Genomic DNA, 19,699 nt, shown 5'->3' on the forward strand with positions numbered 1-19,699 from the left:
TGCCCTGCTGTGACCGCGCTCAGTGATGCGCGGTAGGAGGCGGGCAATTCCTGACAATGGCATCGTGCAAGACAGTACCGAACCTGTGCCGCCTTCGTCGGTGCTGAGCCACGGCGGGCGTGTGCTGCCGGCGGTGACGGTCGACACCTACAACGAGGAGCTTCGCGACGAGGACGGTTTCGTCGGCGATCGCGCCAGCGGCCGCGCCTTTCGCGACATCCTCGAGGACTGGCGCGACAAGCTGCGTGCTCAGGGCGAGGACCCGTTCGGCGACACGCCGACGCGTGAGATCTCCAAGTCCAAGCTCGACAAGGTTCTGGCTGCCGGCGATCCGCTTGCCGCCGGGCTGGTCCATACCGCGGTCGAGGAATTCGCCGTCGAGCTTGCCACCGTGGTGCGTCGCTTCCTGCGTCTAAAGGACTGGCATGGTACCGAGCGCATCGTCGTCGGCGGCGGGTTGAGCGCCAGCCACATCGGCGAGCTGGCGATGGGCCGCGCCGCCGTTCTGCTGGCCGGCGAAAACATCTCCGTCGAGCTCAAGACGATCTCGAATCATCCCGACAAGGCCGGCCTGATCGGTGCGGTGCAGCTTGCGCCGAGCTGGGTGCTGGCCGGTCACGATGCCATCCTGGCGGCCGACATCGGCGGCACCAACCTCCGTCTCGGCGTCGTCGACCTCAAGATGAAGAAGAAGGGCGACGTGTCGAAGGCCGCCGTCTGGAAGCTGCTTCACTGGCGCCACCGCGACGACGAGCCGACGCGCGAGGAGGCCTTGGAGCGCATGGCCAAGATGGCCCAGGAACTGATTGATCTCGCGACGGCTGAGAAGCTGAAGCTGGCGCCGTTCGTCGGCGTCGGCTGCCCCGGCCTGATCGACGAGCGCGGCGTGATCATGAGCGGCGGCCAGAACCTGCCGGGCAACTGGGAGGGCGAGGGCTTCAACCTGGCCCACGAGCTGACTCACCGCCTGCCGCGGCTGGAAGGGCACGAGCCCGTGGTCGTCATGCACAACGACGCGGTGGTCCAGGGCCTGAGCGAGGTCCCGAACATGACCGACGTCCGGCGCTGGGGCGTGCTCACCGTCGGCACCGGGCTGGGCAACGCTCGCTTCACCAACCGGACGGATGAGCGCTCGCCTTCATAGTCTTCCGGACCGCCGGCCTCTGGCCTCCTGTCATCCTGAGCGTAGCGAAGGATCTCTCATCGCCGCTCGCAATCGGCATGAGATCCTTCGCTACGCTCAGGATGACGTGAGGAGGCCCGCGCTCCCTTAAGACATGAACCAGTCCAGCATCGCGCCGTTCTCGTCGCGCGGATAGGTGTGCGACAGGTCGGCGATCTCGCGGTAGGTCACCTTCGCGCCGGCGGCGCCCAGCGTCTGCTCGGCCTGGCGCGCGAGCGCGGCCGGGAACATCCAATCCTGGACCCCATGCACGATATAGATCGGCAGATCGCGCAGGCGGTCCTCGCTGGCGAAGGTCAGCATCATGGGATGGAAGGCGGCCGCGACCGGCGCGATATGGGTGAACCGGCAGCCGCCTCGCACGCCCAGCACGTAACTGAACGTACCGCCGTCGCTCATGCCGGTCAGGAGCTGCCGGCCGGTGTCGATGTTCCACTCGCCGGCGACCTGATCGACCATGCGATCGATGCTGGGCCCATCGGTGTCGGGATCCATCAATGACCAGGTCGAGCCGATCGCCGTCGGCGCCAGCACGATGAAGCCGCGCGTGCGCGCTTCGCGCACCCAGCTCCACAGGAAGGCGCCGCCATTGCCGCTGCCGCCATGGAGTGCCACGACCAACGGATGGGCGCGGCCTTCGTCATAGGTCTCCGGAACGTAGAGCGAGAATGCGCCGCGCGTGCCCGGCGGCCCGCCGGCGTGCATCGCGCCCACCTTGTCGCGCCCCGGATCGACGGAGGCGAGCTTCGCCAGCAAATCGTGATCGTCGCGCGCCGCCTGTTCCAGGAAGAACTGACTGATCGGCCGGAAGAATGCCGCCAGGGGATAGATCGCCTGCGCAGCGCGCGCGTAATTGCGCAGGCCACGATAGGCCGCGACGATCGGCTGCGGCTCGTCGGCCGCCGAGCGCAGGGCGGCGATCCCCTCGGCGACTGCCTCGGCCGCCGGCTCGAGGCAGGCCCGTACCGGCTGCAGGTGGTCGGGCCAGGTGAGTGTGCGCGAATCGGCCAGCGCTGCCTTCACCGCGTCGTCGCGGCCCCTCATCGCGTCGATCAGCTGCGGCAGAGCCGTCGGCGAGACATGCCGGCCGGCGAATTCCAGGGCATGCAATCCCTTGAGCGTCGCCGGCACGAGCCGGCTGACCAGATCGAGGGCCGGCTCGTTCTCGGCGTCGCTCACCCGTTCAGTCCTTCAACAGCGCCGCCTCGAGAGGCGGCTTGCCGCGGATCATGTCGGCGGCCTTTTCGGCGATCATCAGGACGGAGGCGTTGAGATTGGCCGACGGCATGGTCGGCATGATCGAGGCGTCGACCACGCGCAGGCCCTCGATGCCGCGCACCCGCAGCTGGTCGTCGACCACCGCCGTCGGATCGTTGTCCGGCGCCATGCGGCAGGTCCCCATGAGATGGAACGTCGTGGTGCCCCGCTGCTTGGCGGCGGTCAGCAGGTCGTCGTCGGACTGGGCCTGCGGACCCGGGAATTCCTCGCGATCGTAGTACTTGCTGAGCGCCTGAGACGAGAGCAGGCGGCGGGCGAGCTTCATGCCGGCCAGCAGCACCTGCCGGTCGCTTTCGGCCGCCAGGTAGTTGGGCTGGATGACCGGATGCTCGAACGGATCGGCCGAGCGGGCGCGCACGTAGCCGATGCTGTCGGGCCGCTGCTGCCAGGAGGCGATGGTCATGCCCGGGAAGTCGTCGAGTTTCGACTGCACGCCTTCTTTGTAGGAGGCTGGCGTGAAGGTGAGCTGGAGGTCGTAATTGTCGACGCGCTCGTCGGACTTCCAGAACACGTAGATCAGCGTCGGATTGAGGGAGAGGATGCCCTTGCGGGTGAAGGCGTATTTCAGCACCTCGTTCACCAGCTTGAGCCCGTGCGATTTCTCGTTGATGGTCTCGGCGTTCTTGACCCGGGCGACGAAGCGCGGCGCGTAGTGGTCGCGCAGGTTCTCGCCGACGCCCGGCAGGTCGTGCTTCACGGTGATGCCCAGCGACTTCAAGAGCGGTGCCGGGCCGATGCCGGAGACCTGCAGCAGCTGCGGTGAGTTCACCGTGCCGCCGCTCAGGATCAGCTCTCGTCGCGCCCGCACCTCAACCTCGGCGCCGCCGCGGCCGCCCTTGCGGTAGCGCACGCCGACGGCGCGCTTGCCCTCCAGCACGATCTCCGTCGCATGGGCGTTGGTGCGGACCGTAAGGTTACGGCGCTTCATCGCCGGATGCAGGTAGCCGCGGGCGGCGCTCTTGCGCATGCCGTTCTGGATGATGCGCTGCACGTAGCTCACGCCGGCCTGCATCGTTCCGTTGTAGTCGCGGTTGCGCGGAATGCCCATCTGCACGGCGCCCTCGATGAAGGCCTCGCAGATCGGGTCACGCCAGTCCAGGTCGGTGATCGGCAGGTTGCCGTCGCGGCCGCGGAAGGTGTCGTCGGCCTCGCCGACCCGCCGCTCGCTGCGCCGGAAGTAGGGCAGGACGTCGGCATAGCCCCAGCCGCGGTTGCCGCGCTGCGCCCAGCCGTCGAAGTCGAGCCGCTGGCCGCGATTGTAGATATGGCCGTTGATCGAGCTCGATCCGCCCAGGGTCTTGCCGCGCGGGGCGGCGATGGCCCGTCCGCCCGTCCATTCGCTGGGCTCGGACTTGTAGAGCCAGTTCACCTTGGGATTGACCAGGGTGTACATGAAGCCGGCTGGGATATGGATGAAGGGGTGCCAGTCCCAGGGCCCCGCCTCGAGCACGCAGACCATGGCGTTCTCGTCCTCGCTCAGCCGGGCGGCGAGCACGCTGCCGGCGGATCCCGCGCCGACGATGACATAATCGAAAGTTTCCATGCGATGACGAATGTGCGGCAAGTCGGCCGGTTCGGCAATTACCTCACCGGAGGAGGGGTCGTCCCGCCCGTTGATACTTTCGCAACAAATCTGCGTGCGTTGGTTCGTCCCGCGTGGGCGTACCGCCATGATACAGTTGCGGAGAATGCGGAGCGTAGTGTGACGATCGACAGGGAGCGGCTGATCCGGCTGCTGCGGATGACCGAAAGCGACCGGGACGCGGAAGCCCTGATCGCGATCCGGAAATCGAATGAGATGCTGCGGGCCAACGGCCTGAGCTGGTCGGACCTCATCGATCCGGCCCCGCAGGCCGAACCGTACCCGACCCATTCGACCGACTGGTCGCCGGTGTCGCGCGCCGGCTACGAGCGCTCAGACGGCATCCGTCGGTCGATCCGGCGGGAATTCCCGATCACCCTGGCGTTCTTTCCGCTGTGGATCGCCGCCGAGCTGATGGTGATCTTCTATCCCAACACTTACTGGAACAGGAACGGCAAGCGAGTCGTCGCGGCCTTCTGGTCGCTGTGCTGGCTCGGACTGCTGTCCTGGCTGGGAGCAGGGACTTGGCTGTTGTTCACCATGGGCACTTGAGAAGCGCGCGCCGGTGATGCGATAGGGCTGGCTGATGCAATAGACATCGTCATCCCGAGCGAAGCCGCCCAGCGGGCGGCGTAGTCGAGGGACCTAATCTTGTCGGCGCTGCGACAAAACAGGTCTCTCCACTCCGCTTCGCTCCGGTCGGGATGACGTTCTTTACAGAACGTCGTACTGGTGGAAGATGCTCGCGAACTGGTACGGGTTCTGCGCGATGCCGCTGCTGTCGGACGACGCGTGGTTGGCGCCGGCCGAGTTGCCGTTGTCGCGCGCCACCGACCACATCGACAGCATGGCGACATCCGGATCGTTCTTGGCATAGTCGACCAGCATCTGCGCGTCGGAGAGCTTGAAGACCTCCGAGGCGATGTCGTTGACGCCGATCATCGGCGTGATGCCGATCTTGGCGTTCATGCCGATCGAGGCGAGCTGCTGCTGCGTCGCCTCGGAGGCCTGGATGGCCGAAAGCCCCATCTGGCCGTTGTTGTCGACCGACGTGCCGTAATCCATGGTCATGATGTTGACCATGTCGACGTGCACACCGTCGGCCATCGCCTGCTGCAGCACGTGCAGGCCCTCGGCGGTGAGGCCGGTCGGCAGCACCGGCAGGGTGAACGAGACCTTCAGGTCGGGGTTGGCAGCCTGCAGCCCCGCGATCGCGTGGTCGCGCAGCACGAGCGAGGTCTGGCTGGCCACGGCCGCACCCTCGATGTCGAAGTCGATCGAGTCGATATGGTAGCGGTCGATCACCGACTGGTACTCGGCCTGCAGCTGCGAGGCGGTGGTCGCGGCCAGCGCCGCCTCCGTGCCGGCGGCGCCGCCGAAGGAGATGGTGACGTTGCCGCCGGCCGCCTGGATGTCCTGCACGTGCTCCAGGATGGTCGTGCCGTTGTAGAGCGTGTCGTCGTCGATGCCGCCCCAGCCCTGCCAGCCGATGCCCTCGTTGGAGGCGAGCACGAACGCCAGGGTGAAATTCGTGATGCCCGACGCCGCAGAAATGTCCGCGAGATCGGCGGCGTTGTCCATTGCCATGTCGATATAGGGCGAGAACATGTGGCCGTCGTCGCCTGGCGGCGGCGTCACCGTGGTGTGCACCGTGATCGCGGCGGCGTGTTCCGATGATCCCGCTCCATCGATCGCCGCCACCGAGAAGTGATAGTCGGTGTTGGCGGTGAGGCCGGTGACGCGGTAGCTGGTGCTGGTCGTCCTGCCGATCTGATGGTCGTCGGCGAAGATCGCGTAGCCGGTGACGAAGCCGCCGCCCGGCACACTGGAAGCCTCCCAGCTCAGCACGGTCGAGGTGCTGGACACCGCGCTGGGGACCAGCGCGGTCGGCACGGTGGGAACCGCGTCCGGCACATCGTCCTGGCCGACGCCGTGGACGTGGACCGCCGAGGCCTTGTAGGCGCCCGACGCCACGAAGCCGAAGCTGGTCTCGCCGTCGTGCGCCAGCGTGCCGTTCCACGAGGCTGGCCCGATGACGTAGCTGTTGCCTTCGTGGCTGATGATCTGGGCGTTCCAGATGTCGGTGATCTGGTTGGGCATCTCGACCACGATCTGCCAGCCCGACATCGAGCTGCCGTCGTTGTGCACGACGATATTGGCGTTGAAGCCGCTATTCCAGGAATCGGCCAGCGTGAGATGGGCCTCGAGGTCCCCGGTGGACGGTGGCGCCACGTCGTTGTTGACGATGGTGCCGACTGCCGAGCCGTCGGCGATGGTGGCGCCGGAGGCGGCCGCCAGGCTGACGGTGAAGGTCTCGTTGCTCTCGACCGTGGTGTCGCCGGTGATCGGCACGACGATCGTCTTGGTGGTCTCGCCGGCGGCGAAGGTGAGGGTGCCGGTCACCGCCGTGTAATCGCTGCCCGCCGTCGCCGAGCCGTTCGCGGTCGAGTAGTTGACCGTGACCGGGCCGCTGGCGGCCTGTGACAGCTTCACGGTGAAGCTGAGCTGGTTGGTGCCGCTGTCGCCTTCGGTGATCGAGGCGTCGTTGATGGTGAGCGTCGGCACGACGGGCGGAGGCGCCGTGTCGTCGTCGACGATGGTGCCGACGCCGGTGCCGTCGGCGATGGTGGCGCTATGCGGGTTGCCCAGCACCACGGTGAACTGCTCGTTGCCCTCGACCAGCACATCCGGCGAGATGGCGATGGTGATGGTCTTGCTGGTCTCGCCGGGCGCGAAGGTCACCGTGCCGCTCGCGCCGGTGAAATCGGCGCTGCCCGCCGTGCCTGTCACGGTGTGGTAGTCGACCGTCACCGTCTCGGTCGCCGTCGCCGACAGCGTCACCACGAACGTCGCGTGCGGTCCCGTCGAGCCGCCGGACGACGCGTCGGTGTCGAGGTCGAACTCGATCGGCGTCAGGTACGCCATCTTGTTCTGGTTCACCGTGCGCCAGTCGTTGGCCAGGATGCCGCCGGTGTCGCCCGAGTTGGGGTTCCACGACCAGAAGGTCTAGCTGACGCCCGTGGTCCCGGCCGGGATATCGGTCGTGCCGTTGTTGTCGAGGTCACCCGCCAGGTAGGAGGTGATGGCCTCCAGCCACGGCGCGTCCTTGGGATCGGTGAGGTTGGTGCCGAACTCGCCGATGTAAACGGGGGCGATGCCTTCCTTGTAGATGTAGCCCCACATCTGGTCGAACTTGGCCGGCAGGTTGGCCGGGAAGTCGCTGCCCTGGAACCATGGCTGGGCCCACACCGAGTTGGGATAGTCGTGCGCCGAATAGACCAGCTTGTTGTCGAGGTTGAGGTCGATCGGCCGGTCGCGCACGCCCATCAGGTTGCCGCCCCACCAGTAGGGTTGGCCCTGATAGTTGGCGACGCCCCCGACGAAGATCAGCCAGTTGGGATTGACCGAGCCGATGGCGTTCCCGGCGCGCTCGGCCGCGGCCGCCCAGTCGGTCGCCCCGCCGCCGCCCCAGGTGCCGTTGTAGGGCTCGTTGTGCAGGTCCGCGCCGATCACCGTCGGATCGTTGGCATAGCGCGTCGCCAGCATCTGCCAGTCGGAGATCCATTGCGATTCGGGATGCTGGGCGTCGTACCACAGGCCGTTGGACGAGGGGCCGGGGCCGGAATCGTTGCGATGATGATCGAGGATGATCTTCAGCCCGATCTCGCCGGCATAGTCCACGATCTTGTCCATGATCTGCATGGCCGTGAGACCCTGCAGATCGGGGTTCTTGGAGAAGTCGATGCCGTTGGGTGTCGCCGTGCTGTGGATCGTGTCGTTGGAGAAGGGCAGGCGGATCGTATTGAACCCGAGGTCCTTCATCTGATCCATCATGTCCTTGTAGCCGCGCGTCCACAGACCGTGCGGCGCCAGGTTCGAGGATTCGAAGCCGAACCAGTTCACGCCGGCGATCTGCACCGAATGGCCGGCCGAATCGACGATCTGGTTGCCCGAGGTGCTGAACCAGCCCGCTGCAGCACCACCGCCACCGCCGCTGCTCTGGCCGGGATTGCCTTCGACGACCGAGGCGTCGGAGATGCTGACGGTCGGCAGCGGCGCCGTGTCGTCGTTGGTGATGGTGCCGGTGGCCGTGCCGTCGGCGATGGTGGCGCCGGTCGGCGACGACAGGGTCAGCGTCAGGGTCTCGTTGGCCTCGACGGCGGTGTCGCCGCTGACCTGGATGTGCACCACCTTGGAGGTTTCGCCGGCGGCGAAGGTCACTGTTCCGGTGGCGGCGGCGTAGTCGCTGCCCGCCGTCGCCGTGCCGTTGCTGGTGGCGTAGGCCACGGTGACGGGGCCTGTCGCCGCCGCCGACAGGGAGACGGTGAAAGCGAGATCCTTGGCGCCGCTGTTGCCTTCGCTGACCGTGGCATCGGCGACGGCAAGGGTCGGCAGGGGTGCGGTGTCGTCGTTGGTGATGGTGCCGATCGCGGTGCCGTCCGCGATGGTGGCGCCGCTCGGTGACGACAGGGTGAGGGTCAAGGTTTCGTTGGCCTCGACGGCGGTGTCGCCTGCCACCTGGACGTTGATCACCTTGGACGTCTCGCCGGCGGCGAAGGTGACGGTCCCGGTGGCGGCGGTGTAATCGCTGCCCGCGCTCGCCGTGCCGTTGCTGGTCGCATAAGCCACCGTGACCGGGCCCGTCGCCGCCGCCGACAGCGTGACGGTGAAGGCGAGGTTGCGCTGGCCACTGTTGCCCTCTGTCACCGTGGCGTCGGCAACGGCAAGGCTCGGCGGCGGGGCCGTGTCGTCGTTGGTGATGGTGCCGACCGCCGTGCCGTCGACGATGGTGGCACCGGTCGGCGAGGAGAGGGTCAGCGTCAGGGTCTCGTTGGCCTCGACGGCGGTGTCGCCTGCCACCTGGACGTTGACCACCTTGGAGGTCTCGCCGGCCGCGAAGGCGACCGTACCGCTGGCGGCGGTGTAATCGCTGCCTGCCGTCGCCGTGCCATTGCTGGTGGCGTAGGCCACGGTGACCGGGCCCGTCGCCGCTGCCGACAGCGAGACGGTGAAGGCGAGGTTGCGCGTGCCGCTGTTGCCTTCGCTGACTGTCGCGTCGGCGACGGTCAGGGTGGGCAATGGCGCCGTGTCGTCGTTGGTGATGGTGCCAACGGCCGTGCCATCGACGATGGTGGCGCCGCCCGGTGACGACAGGGTCAGCGTCACCGTCTCGTTGGCTTCGACGGCTGTGTCGCCCGCGACTTGCACATGCACGACCTTGGAGGTCTCGCCGGCGGCGAAGGTGAGCGTGCCGCTGACCGCCGTATAATCGCTGCCCGCCGTCGCCGTGCCGTTGCTGGTGGCGTAAGCCACCGTCACCGGTCCCGTTGCCGCGGCCGACAGGGTCACCGTGAAGGCGAGGTCGTGCGTGCCGCTGTTGCCTTCCGCCACCGTGGCGTCGGCCACGGACAACGTCGGCAACGGCGCCGGATCGGTGCCCACGGCCGTGCCGTTGATGGTGAAGCCCGCGGCCGCCGTGCCGCCGCTGCCCGGCGTTGCCTGGAAGCCGAACGATGTCTCCTTGCCGCCGGCGACGCTGCCGTTCCAGTCGGCGTTCTTCACCACATAGTGGTTGCCGACGTGACTGACGATCGTGGCGTTCCAGATGCTGGTGATGTTGAACGAGGCGTCGAACGCGACGGTCCAGCCGTTGAGCGCGGCGCTGCCGGCGCCGACCGCCATCGAGGCGGTGAAGCCCGAGCCCCAGTTGCTGACGATGTCGTAGTCGAGCGACAGGCCGCCGGTCGCCGGCGGAGGCGGCGCCACGTCGTTGTTCACGATCGTGCCGGTCGCCGCGCCGTCGGCGATGGTGCCGCCGGACGGGTTCGCCAGGTTGATGGTGAAGGTTTCGTCGGCCTCGACCGTGGTGTCGCCGGTGATCGGCACGGTGATGGTCTTGGTGGTCTCACCAGCGGCAAAGGTGAGGGTGCCGGTGAGCGCGCTGTAGTCGGAGCCCGCCGTCGCCGTGCCATTGGCCGTCGAGTAGCTGACCGTGACCGGCCCCGTGGCGGCCTGCGAGAGCTTGACCGTGAAGGTGAGCTGGCTCGTGCCGCTGTCGCCTTCGGTGATCGAAGCGTCGTCGATGGAGATGGTCGGGACCACGACCGGCGGCGGGGTCGGGGTGTCGGTCATGCCGTTCAGGGTGAAGCCCGTGGCGGTCGTGCCGCCCGAGCCGGCCTTGGCCTCGAAGCCGAAGCTTGCCTGGCTGTTTGCCGCCACGTCGGCATTCCAGGCGACGTTGCGGATCACATAGTGGTTGCCGACATGGGAGACGATCTCCGCTCCCCAGATGTTGGATATGTCGAAGGCGGCGTCGAACTCCAGGGTCCAGCCATGCAGCCCCGAAGTGCCGCCTGGCACCTTGATGTTGCCGACGAAGCCCGAACCCCAGTTGTCGCCAACCGTGTAGTTGATGGTCGCCATCCCCGCTCCTGCTGCTGCGTCGCCGTGTCACGGCGATATGTCATGTCGATCGCAGGACGGCATTGGGGCGCGGCCCGACTCTCGGTGAAGCAGGCAGATTAATCGGTGAACCAAGTCGGCAAATCGGTGGCCTAATTGTGACCGCTGGCTTGCCCGCCGCCGCCAAATGGATTTTCATGCGATCTGCCGTCCGTTGGACGGTCATTTGGGGGCAAGCCGGAACCGCGATTTTGCGCGAAAACGTGCTCAGCATGGCTGCCGGAACGGTCGGCGCCTGGTGGACGGGCCGCCTGTCGGTGTTCTGGCGGGCGCAGATCGTCGGCTGGGGTCTGTTCTTCCTCGTCGACCTCGTCAATCGACTGCTGACCTACCGCAGCTTCGGCGTTGCGCTCAGCGTCACGCTCCTGATCACGCCCTGCCTGGTGGTGGTCTCGGCAGGCATGCGCACGGTCTACACGTCGCAAGCCTTGAGCAATCGCCTGACACCGCACTCCATCGCGCTGATCGGCGTGTTGTCGGCCGGCGCGGCGGCCATCGTCGTCGCCGTCGTCTTCGCCTTTCGCCGGGCCTTGGACTGGGAGATGCCCTACTGGGGGGCTCTCGAGGCCGTGGTGGTGCCGTGGATCCACTACACGCTGACGCTGGCCGGCTGGAGCCTCTGCTATTTCTGGATCCATGCCGAGATGGCCGAGCAGGCCGAGCATCAGCACGCGGTGCGTGCCGAGGCCGAGGCCTTGCGCCTGGAGCTCGAGGAGCTGCGCCTGCAGCTCGATCCGCATTTCCTGTTCAACGCGCTGAACGGCGTGGCCGAGGAAATCCCCGAGCATCCGGCCGCCGCCCTCGCCATGCTGCGCAACCTCACCACCTACCTGCGCAACTCGCTCGACGGTATCAACCAGACCATCGTGACGGTCGACGCCGAGGTCGAGGGCCTGTCGGCCTATCTCGGCGTGCAGCGGGCGCGCTTCGGCGAGCGGCTGCGGACTCGGATCCATGTCGAGCATGCTGCCGGCGGTCGGCGCATCGCGAGCTTCCTGCTGCAGCCGCTGGTCGAGAACGCCGTCAAGTATGGCCGGCGCGAGGACGGCCTCGACGTCCATATCGACATCCGCGCTGAGGGCGATGCCCTGCACATCCAGATCGACAACACCGGTACGCTCGAAGAGACGGCCGGTTCGCGCCGCCGCCGGTCGGGCATCGGTCTGGAGAATGTCCGGCGCCGCCTCGATCTGCACTATCCCGGCCGTCACGCCTTCACGCTGGGCGATGACGGCAACAAGGTGGTGGCCACGCTCACGCTGGAGGGCGAACCGTGCTCCGGGTCCTGATCGTCGACGACGAACATCTGGCTCGCCAGGCGATGCGCCGGCTGCTGTCCGCCCATCCCGATGTCGAGATCGTCGGCGAGGCCGGGGGCGTGACCCACGCCGTGCAGGAAATCGAGCGTACCCAGCCACAGATGATCTTCCTCGACATCGAGCTCGGCGGCGGCGACGGCTTCGACCTGCTGGCGACGTTGGACAAGCCGCCCATCGTGGTGTTCGTCACGGCCTATGCCGAGCATGCGGTCGAAGCCTTCGCCGTCAACGCGGTCGACTATCTGCTGAAGCCCGTGGCGCCCGAGCGGCTGGCCGAATCGCTGACGCGGGTCGAACGCCAGCTCACCCTCGGCGAGATGCAGGCCGCCGGCGGCCGCGGCGTGATTGCGCTACGCACGCCCAAGCGCACCTTGCTCGCCCAGACCGACGAAATCGTGGCGGTGCGCGCCGACGGCGACTTCACCCATGTCTTCGTCGCCGACCAGCCGGCGCTGATGATCTGGCGGACCCTGGCCCATTTCGAGACGCTGCTGCCGTCGCCGCCGTTCCTGCGGCTGGGACGGTCGCTGATCGTCAATCGCGACCGGCTGCGCCGCATCGAGACGCAGTCGCGCGAGAGCGCGCGCATCATGCTGCAGGGGATGGAAGAAGCGCTGACCCTGGGGCGCGCCGCGGCGGCGCGCCTGCGCGAGGCCCTGGGCCACGAGGCGTAAGCAGGCCTCCTCTTCGCGGAGTCCGCCCTGCGGGACCGCAAGTTTGACTCGTCTAGCTCCGGTTGCAACGATCCTCGCAATAGGCGGAGGAAATCGAGCATGGCGGTCGACTGGGCGAGTTCCACCATCGAAGCCGGCGGGACCACGCTCCACGTGAAGCGCGGCGGCCGGGGGCAGCCGGTGCTGATCCTGCATCACGAAACCGGCACGCTCGACGACCTGCCATTTTACGATGCGCTGGCGGCAAACCACGACGTGATCGTCCCGCATCATCCCGGCTACAGCCGTTCGGTGCGCCCCGACTGGATGCGCAGCGTGCGCGACATCGCCGTGATCTACCGCGGCCTGCTCAGCGAGCTGAAGGTCGCCAAGCCGGCCCTGGTCGGGCTGGGCTTCGGCGGTTGGATTGCGGCCGAGATGGCGACCATGGGACCGGCCGACCTCTCGCACCTGGTGCTGGTCGGGGCCATGGGCATCAAGCCGCCGCAGGGCGACATCCTCGATCTCGCCATCACCGGCTATATGGATTACGCCCGCGCCGGCTTCCACGACCAGAAGGCGTTCGACCGCGTCTATGGCGCAGAGCCCTCGGTCGACCAGCTCGAGATGTGGGACATCTGCCGCGAGATGAGCTTCCGCATCGCCTGGAAGCCCTACATGTACAGCCAGACGCTGCCCCATATCCTGAAGACCATGCGCGCTCCGGCCCTGGTCGTATGGGGCGACGACGACAAGGTCGTGCCGGTGAGCGCGGGCAAGCGCTATGTTGAAGCGCTGCCCAATGCCAGGTTCGAGATCGTCAAGGCGTGCGGGCACTGCGTCGACATGGAGCAGCCCGAGATGCTCGCCAAGCTTGTCAGTGCTTTCATCGCCGGGAGGTGACGCCATGCACCTGATGTATTTCACCGAGCAACCCATGTCGGCCTACGACGAGAAGGCCGGCCGCGACTTCGGCGCCACGGCGCTGATGTTCTCCAACAAGCATTTCGATCCCGTCGCGGGATCGCGGCTCTACAATAACTACATCGAGCAATACATGCTGGCCGAGGAGGTCGGCATCGACGGCATCATGCTGAACGAGCACCACAACGCGCCGTTCTGCATGCAGGCCAAGGCCAACATCTTCGCCGCCATCCTCGCTGGCATGACCAAGAAGGTGAAGATCGTGATGCTGGGCAATCCGCTGCCGCTGGCGGAGAACCCGATCCGGCTGGCCGAAGAGCTCGCCATGATCGACATGATCTCCAAGGGCCGGCTGGTCTCGGGCTTCGTGCGCGGCGGCGGCCAGGAGCAGCTCGCCACCGGTGTCAACCCGGCCTTCAACCGCGAGCGCTTCGAGGAGGCGCACGATCTGATCACGCAGGCCTGGACCAGGACCGGGCCGTTCCGCTTCGAGGGCACGCACTACCAGCATCGCGTCGTGAACCCTTGGGCGGTGCCGTTGCAGAAGCCCTATCCGCGCGTCTGGATCCCGGGCGTGATCAGCAAGGAGACGATCGTGTGGGCGGCGCAGCAGCGCTATCCCTACATCGCGCTCAACACCTCGATCGAGCAGACCAAGAAGATCTGGGAGCTCTATGACCAGGTGGCGCTGCAGACCGGCTATGTCGGCGGGCCGGAGAATCGCGGCTACCTGATCCAGGTCCACATCTCCGACAACGAGGACAAGGCGCGCGAGAACGCCAAGCAGTTCCGCTGGATGCAGGGCGAGTTCACCGGGCTTGCCCATCCGGTGTGGAGCACGCCGTCGGGCTACGGCTCGCCCACCAACCGCCGCGCCTTCGTCGAGTTCGCGGCCGGCCGCGCCATCAATCCGCGCGGCAACACCAGCTTCGAGCAGCAGGTCGAGGACCTGCGCATCATCTACGGCACGCCCGACCAGGTGGTGAAGAAGCTGAAGCGCATCCTCGAGCAGACCCGTCCGGGCATCCTGGCGCTGTGGGGCAATGACGGGTTCGTCAGCCAGGAGGATTCGCTCACCTGCATCCGGCTGATGGGCCAGGAGGTCTTCCCGGCGATCCGCGAGATCGCCAAGAGCCTCGACCTCAACAGCCCGTTCGACTCCAACGCGCCGGTGCACCTGAAGTATTCGACCGACCTGAAGCCCGCCAAGGCGGCTGCGGCGGAGTAGGGCAACTCGGGTCCTCACCCGTCATACGGGGGAGGATACAGGAGGGGGAAAAGCCTCAAAGCCGATCTCTCCGGGAAGAGATCATTCCGATCTGTAACGGGCGACACCGGCCCTGTAGCCTTCCCCCTCCTGTATCCTCCCCCGCAAGCGGGGGAGGAGAATGAACGGCTCAGTGGGGAGACCAACCATGATTCTCGGTGCATCTCTACCGGTCGGTGACATCGGCGCCGGCCCGACCGTCCTGCGTGACTATGCGCAGGCCGCCGAAGGGCTGGGCTTCAGCTACCTGCTCGGTCCCGACCACGTGCTGGGCGGTAATCCCAACGTCGACTACGGCGGCAAGCGCGTCGGCACCACGGCGACCGCCTATCATGACCCGTTCGTGTTGTTCGCCTTCCTGGCGGGCGTGACCAAGAAGGTGGGCTTCGCCTCGGGCGTTGTGATCCTGGCGCAGCGCCAGGCCGCCCTCGTCGCCAAGCAGGCGGCCTGCCTCGACGCGCTGTGCGAGGGCCGCGAGTTTCGCCTCGGCATCGGCGTCGGCTGGAACGAGATCGAGTTCCAGGGCCTGGGCATGGATTTCCACACCCGCGGCAAGCGCTCCGAGGAGCAGGTGCGCTTCATGCAGGCGCTGTGGGCCGAGCCGCATATCAAGTTCAAGGGCGAGTTCCATCAGCTCGACGACGGCGGCATCAACCCGCGGCCCAAATCGGGCCGGGTGCCGATCTGGTTCGGCGGCCATGCCGAGGCGACCTTCCGGCGCGCCGCCAAGTACGGCGACGGCTTCATGCCGCTCGCCTATCCGGCAGGCGACGAGGCGCTGAAAGCCTTCGACAAGCTGCGTGGCCTGATCCGTGCCGCCGGCCGCGATCCCGCTTCGGTCGGGCTTGAGGTCTGGGTGTCGCCTGGCATCGGCAAGGAAGAGGACTGGCGGCGCGAGATCGGCTTCTGGAAGAAGGCGGGCGTTACCCACGCCACCGTCCACACCACCTACGTCAGCAACCATCACAAGCGTATCGCCGGCAGGAGCTACGCCGAGCACCTCGACGCGATCACGCGCTATCGCAAGGCCGTCGCCGACCTTCTATAAGTCTTGCCGGAGCGCGGACCTCACTTGAGCGGGCCTGGAGGCCCGCGGTCCGGCAAGAGGGGAGGACCGCATGGCCATCGCATTCACGGTCAATGGCGAGCCAAAGAGCGTCGAGGCGGCGGAGACGGCGACGCTGCTCGACGTCCTGCGCAATCATCTCGGCCTGATGGGCACGCGCTACGGCTGCGGTCTGGAGCAGTGCGGCAGCTGCATAGTGCTGGTCGACGGCCAGCCCGCCTACGCCTGCACCCGCGAGGTCGGCACGGTGGCCGACCGCAAGGTCACGACCGTCGAGGGCCTGGGCACGCCAGCCAGGCCGCATCCCCTGCAGCAGGCTTTCCTCGACGAGCAGGCCGGCCAGTGCGGCTACTGCCTGAGCGGAATCGTGATGTCGGCCAAGGCGCTGCTCGACCGCAATCCCGCGCCCAGCCGCGGCGACATCGTCGCCGCCCTCGACCGGCATCTCTGTCGCTGCGGCGCACATCAGCGCATCCTGCGGGCCGTCGAACGCGCGGCGGCCACCCTGCGCAACGGAGGCCGGGCATGAACGCGCGTCCGCTGCCGGCAAGCCTTTTGGACAATCCGCGCCTCGACCGCTGGATCCATTTCCAGCCCGACCGCACCGTCCGCATCGCCACCGGCAAGGTCGAGATGGGGCAGGGCGTCGTCACCGCCATCGGCCAGATCGCCGCCGAGGAACTCGACCTGCCGATCGATCGCGTCGTCGTGCTGTCCGGCGATACGACCAACGGTCCGGACGAGCTCTACACGACGTCGTCGCTGTCGGTCGAAGTATCCGGCGGCTCGGTGCGCCTGGTTTGCGCCGAGGTGCGGGCCAAGGCGCTGGAGCGTGCAGCACTTCGCCTCAACTGCAGCCGCGACGACCTGAGCGTGGTCGACGGCCAGTTCCTTCAGAACGGTGCCGCGACCGGCCAGGATTACTGGACCGTTGCGGGCGAGATCGATCTTACCCAGGCGGTGACCGGCGCGGCGCCGGTGAAGCCGGCCTCGTCCTATCGGGTCGTCGGGCAGAGCGTGCCGCGCTTCGACCTGCCGGCGAAGCTCAGCGGTGCGGCCTTCGTCCACGACGTCCTGCCCAAGGATGTCCTGCACGCCCGCACGCTGCGCCAGCCCAACCGCGGCGCCACCCTGGCGTCGCTCGACGAGGCGGCGATTCGCCGTGCCGCGAAGGGTGAATTGCAGATCGTCCGCGAAGCCAACTTCGTGGCGTTCGTCAGCCCGATCGAGAGCGTCGCCCAGGCGGCCGCCGCCGCTGCGCCGGCGCACGCCAAATGGGACAATGTCCGCCATCTCGAGGCCGCCCATCAGGAAGCGGCCTGGCTGAAAGGCCAGGCCAGCGACGATCGACGCATCGGCGCCTGGCCTGCGCCCGCGACGCCGCCCCAGCACCTGGTCCAGATGACGGTGTCGCGGCCCTACATCGCACACGCCTCGATGTCGCCGTCCTGCGCGCTGGCCGAGTTCCGCGACGGACACCTGACAGTGCGCTCGCATGGCCAGGGCATGCACCCGTTGCGCAAGAACCTCGCCGCCGTGCTCGGCCTGCCGGTCGAGGCGATCACGGCGCAGCACCTGCATGGCGCGGGCTGCTACGGCCACAACGGCGCCGACGATGCGGCCCTCGACGCCGCACTTGTCGCCATGCGCATTCCGAACCGCTGGATCCGTTTGCAATGGCGTCGCGAGGAGGAGTTCGGCTTCGAGCCGGTCGGTCCCGCCATGCTGGTGACGCTGCATGTCGATCTCGACGAGCGCGGCCGCCCCGCCGACTGGACGACGGAGATCTGGAGCCCGACCCACGTCCAGCGTCCCGGTACCGGCAGCGGCTATCTGCTGGCGTCCGAGGCGCTCGCCGCTCCGCCGCCCGAGGTCGCGCCGTTCGATCCGTCGGAAGAGCGTGGCGGCGGCGGCACGCGCAATGCCGTGCCAATCTACGACGTGCCGGCGCATCGCATCCTGCATCATCTCGTGGTGCGCCCGCCGGTGCGCACCTCGGCGCTGCGCGGGCTGGGCGCGCTGCCCAATGTCTTCGCCATCGAATCGCTGATCGACGACCTGGCGGCACGGGCCGGCGAGGATCCCGTCGCCTATCGCCTGTCCATCCTGTCCGAGCCGCGCGCCCGGCGGCTGGTCGAGCTGGTGGCCGAGCGCGCCGGCTGGGCCTCGCGCGGGCCTTCCGGCACCGGCAAGGGCCTCGGCCTGGCGGTCGCGCGCTACAAGAACCGCGCCGCCTATGCCGCCGTGGTCGCCGCCGTCACTGTGCAGGAGACGGTGAAAGTCGATCGCGTGTGGTGCGTCGCCGACGCCGGCCTGGTGGTCAATCCCGACGGCGCGCGCAACCAGCTCGAGGGCGGCATCGTGCAGGCCGTGAGCTGGACCCTGAAGGAGCAGGTGAAGCTCGACGCCGAGGGCATCGCCTCGCGCGACTGGGAGAGCTATCCCATCCTGCGCTTCAGCGAAGTGCCCGAGATGCAGGTCGAGTTCGTCGACGGCGCCGGCAATCACACGCTGGGCGTTGGCGAGTGCACGGTCGGGCCGACTGCCGCCGCCATCGGAAATGCCGTCAATCATGCGCTCGGTGTGCGCATTCACGACATGCCGCTCACTCGTGATCGCATTATGGCTGCGTTGCTGAAAGCCTGACCGCCAGCTGATATATCTTCTGCACCTTGGTGACGAAGAGGAATGGGATTGGATGATGCGCGTGCTGGTCTTGTTGTTTGCCTTGCTCAGCATGCCGGTCCTTGCCGCCGCCGATATGCCGTGGTCGGACGCCGATGCGGAGTCCGTAGGCAACGTGTTACTGGCGCAGGCCCCGCCCCAGTCCCAGCCGCAGGGCGGGCAGCAACAGACCGGTCCTCAGCGGTATCCGGGAGACTATTGCACGCGTCACTGCCGCCCCAACGAAACCCCGTGCGGCGACGAGTGCTTGGCGCCCAAAGGCGGCGTCACCCCCAAGTGTACGAAGAAGGTCACCACGACCTGCCCCGGCAAGCCGTAGCAGTGTACTACGCCGCCGCCTGAACCGCTGTCGGCCCGTCGCCGGCCAGTGTCGTGCGGCGCATGTCGCGCGGCTCGTGGGCCGGGAAGGGGCGGGCGCGGTGCATGGTCTGCCGGTTGTCCCACATCACCAGGTCGCCGATCCGCCATTTGTGGGTGTAGACGAACTCGCGCTGGGTAGCGTGCTCGATCAGGTCGCGCAGGTAGCCGCGCGCCTCTGGCATTGGCCAGCCGACGATGCTGCCGGCGTGCGAGGAAAGATAGAGCGACTTGCGTCCGGTCACCGGATGGACGCGCACCATGCATTGCCGCACCGGCCTGAAGCGCTCGCGCTCCTCGTCGGTGAAGTCGTAGAAGCCGATGATCTGGCGCGAGTACATCTGCGAGTGCTCGCAGACCATGTTCTCGACCTCGGCCTTGGTCTCGTCGTCGAGCGCATCGTAGGCCGCGCGCATGTCTGCGAACTGGGTGTTGCCGCCCTTGGACGGGATCGAGATGGCATGCAGCAGCGAGTACTTGGCCGGCACCACCTTGAACGAGGAATCCGAATGCCACAGCCGGTTGCCGATGGCGAACAGGCGGCGACGGTCGTCGCGCGGGTACGGCGTGTTGTTCTTGTCGAGATTGGAGACGTCGGCGAAGGTCGTCGGCAGGCGGGTCTCGTTGGCGGCGCGCAGGCTGGTGCCGATGGCATGCTCGATATCGCCCAGGCTCTGCGTGAAGGCGAGTTGCTGGCCATCGTCGATGTCCTGGTCGCGGAACACCAGCACGGCGTACTTGTCCATGCCGGCATGAATGGCAGCGACCTCGTCCTTCGTGAGCGGGCGCCGCATGTCGACGCCCTCGACCTCACCCGCGAAGCACGGCCCGACCTGGCGAATGGAGATGGTCATGAACTCCTCCAATCAGTCGTCCTGAGCGAAGCGAAGGACCTCATCGCCGCTTGCAACCGGCATGAGATC

15 protein-coding genes are annotated in these 19,699 nt (G+C 67.3%); 10 read left to right on the forward strand and 5 right to left on the reverse strand.

Translation table 11 applies throughout. The features are described from left to right. Positions 1–64: 64 nt before the first annotated feature. The gene (locus RSO01_RS08380) at positions 65–1,144 is read left to right on the forward strand and encodes an ROK family protein (protein ID WP_246158214.1); all 1,080 of its coding nucleotides are present in this window, start codon (positions 65–67) and stop codon (positions 1,142–1,144) included. A 126-nt stretch (positions 1,145–1,270) separates the two neighbouring features. Here RSO01_RS08380 and RSO01_RS08385 read toward each other — a convergent pair whose 3' ends face one another. Together RSO01_RS08385 and RSO01_RS08390 are read right to left on the reverse strand one after the other, a co-directional pair. After that, the gene (locus RSO01_RS08385; protein WP_147148123.1) at positions 1,271–2,362 is read right to left on the reverse strand and encodes a carboxylesterase family protein; all 1,092 of its coding nucleotides are present in this window, start codon (positions 2,360–2,362) and stop codon (positions 1,271–1,273) included. Between the two features lie 4 nt (positions 2,363–2,366). Next, positions 2,367–4,004 carry a GMC family oxidoreductase gene (locus RSO01_RS08390; RefSeq protein WP_147148125.1) on the reverse strand — a complete coding sequence of 546 codons (1,638 nt, stop codon included), beginning with the start codon at positions 4,002–4,004 and terminating at the stop codon, positions 2,367–2,369. A gap of 159 nt (positions 4,005–4,163) precedes the next feature. Between RSO01_RS08390 and RSO01_RS08395 the strand changes: the two genes are divergently transcribed. Then, on the forward strand, positions 4,164–4,595 hold the full coding sequence (locus RSO01_RS08395) for a hypothetical protein (protein ID WP_147148126.1): 432 nt from the start codon (positions 4,164–4,166) through the stop codon (positions 4,593–4,595). A gap of 162 nt (positions 4,596–4,757) precedes the next feature. On the opposite strand, the gene RSO01_RS48910 is transcribed toward RSO01_RS08395, so the two are convergent. Both RSO01_RS48910 and RSO01_RS08405 read right to left on the reverse strand, forming a co-directional pair. Further along, positions 4,758–6,983 carry a Calx-beta domain-containing protein gene (locus RSO01_RS48910; protein WP_246158219.1) on the reverse strand — a complete coding sequence of 742 codons (2,226 nt, stop codon included), beginning with the start codon at positions 6,981–6,983 and terminating at the stop codon, positions 4,758–4,760. A gap of 66 nt (positions 6,984–7,049) precedes the next feature. Continuing rightward, on the reverse strand, positions 7,050–10,466 hold the full coding sequence (locus RSO01_RS08405; protein WP_246158221.1) for a Calx-beta domain-containing protein: 3,417 nt from the start codon (positions 10,464–10,466) through the stop codon (positions 7,050–7,052). A gap of 251 nt (positions 10,467–10,717) precedes the next feature. On the opposite strand from RSO01_RS08405, the gene RSO01_RS08410 reads away from it, so the two are divergent. The 8 genes from RSO01_RS08410 to RSO01_RS08445 all read left to right on the forward strand — a co-directional run bounded on the left by RSO01_RS08410 (position 10,718) and on the right by RSO01_RS08445 (position 18,738). Then, positions 10,718–11,794, forward strand: coding sequence for a sensor histidine kinase (locus RSO01_RS08410; protein WP_147148128.1), 1,077 nt, complete (start codon positions 10,718–10,720; stop codon positions 11,792–11,794). After that, on the forward strand, positions 11,779–12,498 hold the full coding sequence (locus RSO01_RS08415) for a LytR/AlgR family response regulator transcription factor (protein WP_147148130.1): 720 nt from the start codon (positions 11,779–11,781) through the stop codon (positions 12,496–12,498). The genes RSO01_RS08410 and RSO01_RS08415 overlap by 16 nt, the downstream gene beginning before the upstream one ends. 99 nt (positions 12,499–12,597) lie before the next feature. Further along, positions 12,598–13,380: an alpha/beta fold hydrolase gene (locus RSO01_RS08420; protein WP_147148132.1), complete on the forward strand. Its 783-nt coding sequence runs from the start codon at positions 12,598–12,600 to the stop codon at positions 13,378–13,380. A 4-nt stretch (positions 13,381–13,384) separates the two neighbouring features. Then, positions 13,385–14,629, forward strand: a complete 1,245-nt coding sequence (locus tag RSO01_RS08425) for an LLM class flavin-dependent oxidoreductase (protein ID WP_170302928.1) — start codon at positions 13,385–13,387, stop codon at positions 14,627–14,629. 187 nt (positions 14,630–14,816) lie between these two features. Beyond that, the gene (locus RSO01_RS08430; RefSeq protein WP_170302929.1) at positions 14,817–15,716 is read left to right on the forward strand and encodes an LLM class F420-dependent oxidoreductase; all 900 of its coding nucleotides are present in this window, start codon (positions 14,817–14,819) and stop codon (positions 15,714–15,716) included. A gap of 70 nt (positions 15,717–15,786) precedes the next feature. Then, positions 15,787–16,263, forward strand: coding sequence for a (2Fe-2S)-binding protein (locus tag RSO01_RS08435; RefSeq protein WP_147148138.1), 477 nt, complete (start codon positions 15,787–15,789; stop codon positions 16,261–16,263). Further along, on the forward strand, positions 16,260–18,380 hold the full coding sequence (locus RSO01_RS08440; protein WP_147148140.1) for a xanthine dehydrogenase family protein molybdopterin-binding subunit: 2,121 nt from the start codon (positions 16,260–16,262) through the stop codon (positions 18,378–18,380). The genes RSO01_RS08435 and RSO01_RS08440 overlap by 4 nt, the downstream gene beginning before the upstream one ends. 52 nt (positions 18,381–18,432) lie before the next feature. Further along, entirely contained in the window at positions 18,433–18,738 is a 306-nt protein-coding gene (locus RSO01_RS08445) for a hypothetical protein (protein WP_147148142.1), read from the forward strand. A 7-nt stretch (positions 18,739–18,745) separates the two neighbouring features. On the opposite strand, the gene RSO01_RS08450 is transcribed toward RSO01_RS08445, so the two are convergent. Then, positions 18,746–19,630 (reverse strand): TauD/TfdA dioxygenase family protein, encoded by an 885-nt coding sequence (locus tag RSO01_RS08450; protein WP_147148144.1) that lies wholly within the window; start codon positions 19,628–19,630, stop codon positions 18,746–18,748. Positions 19,631–19,699 lie beyond the last annotated feature (69 nt).

Source organism: Reyranella soli (genome assembly GCF_007992495.1).
Lineage (GTDB): Bacteria > Pseudomonadota > Alphaproteobacteria > Reyranellales > Reyranellaceae > Reyranella > Reyranella soli.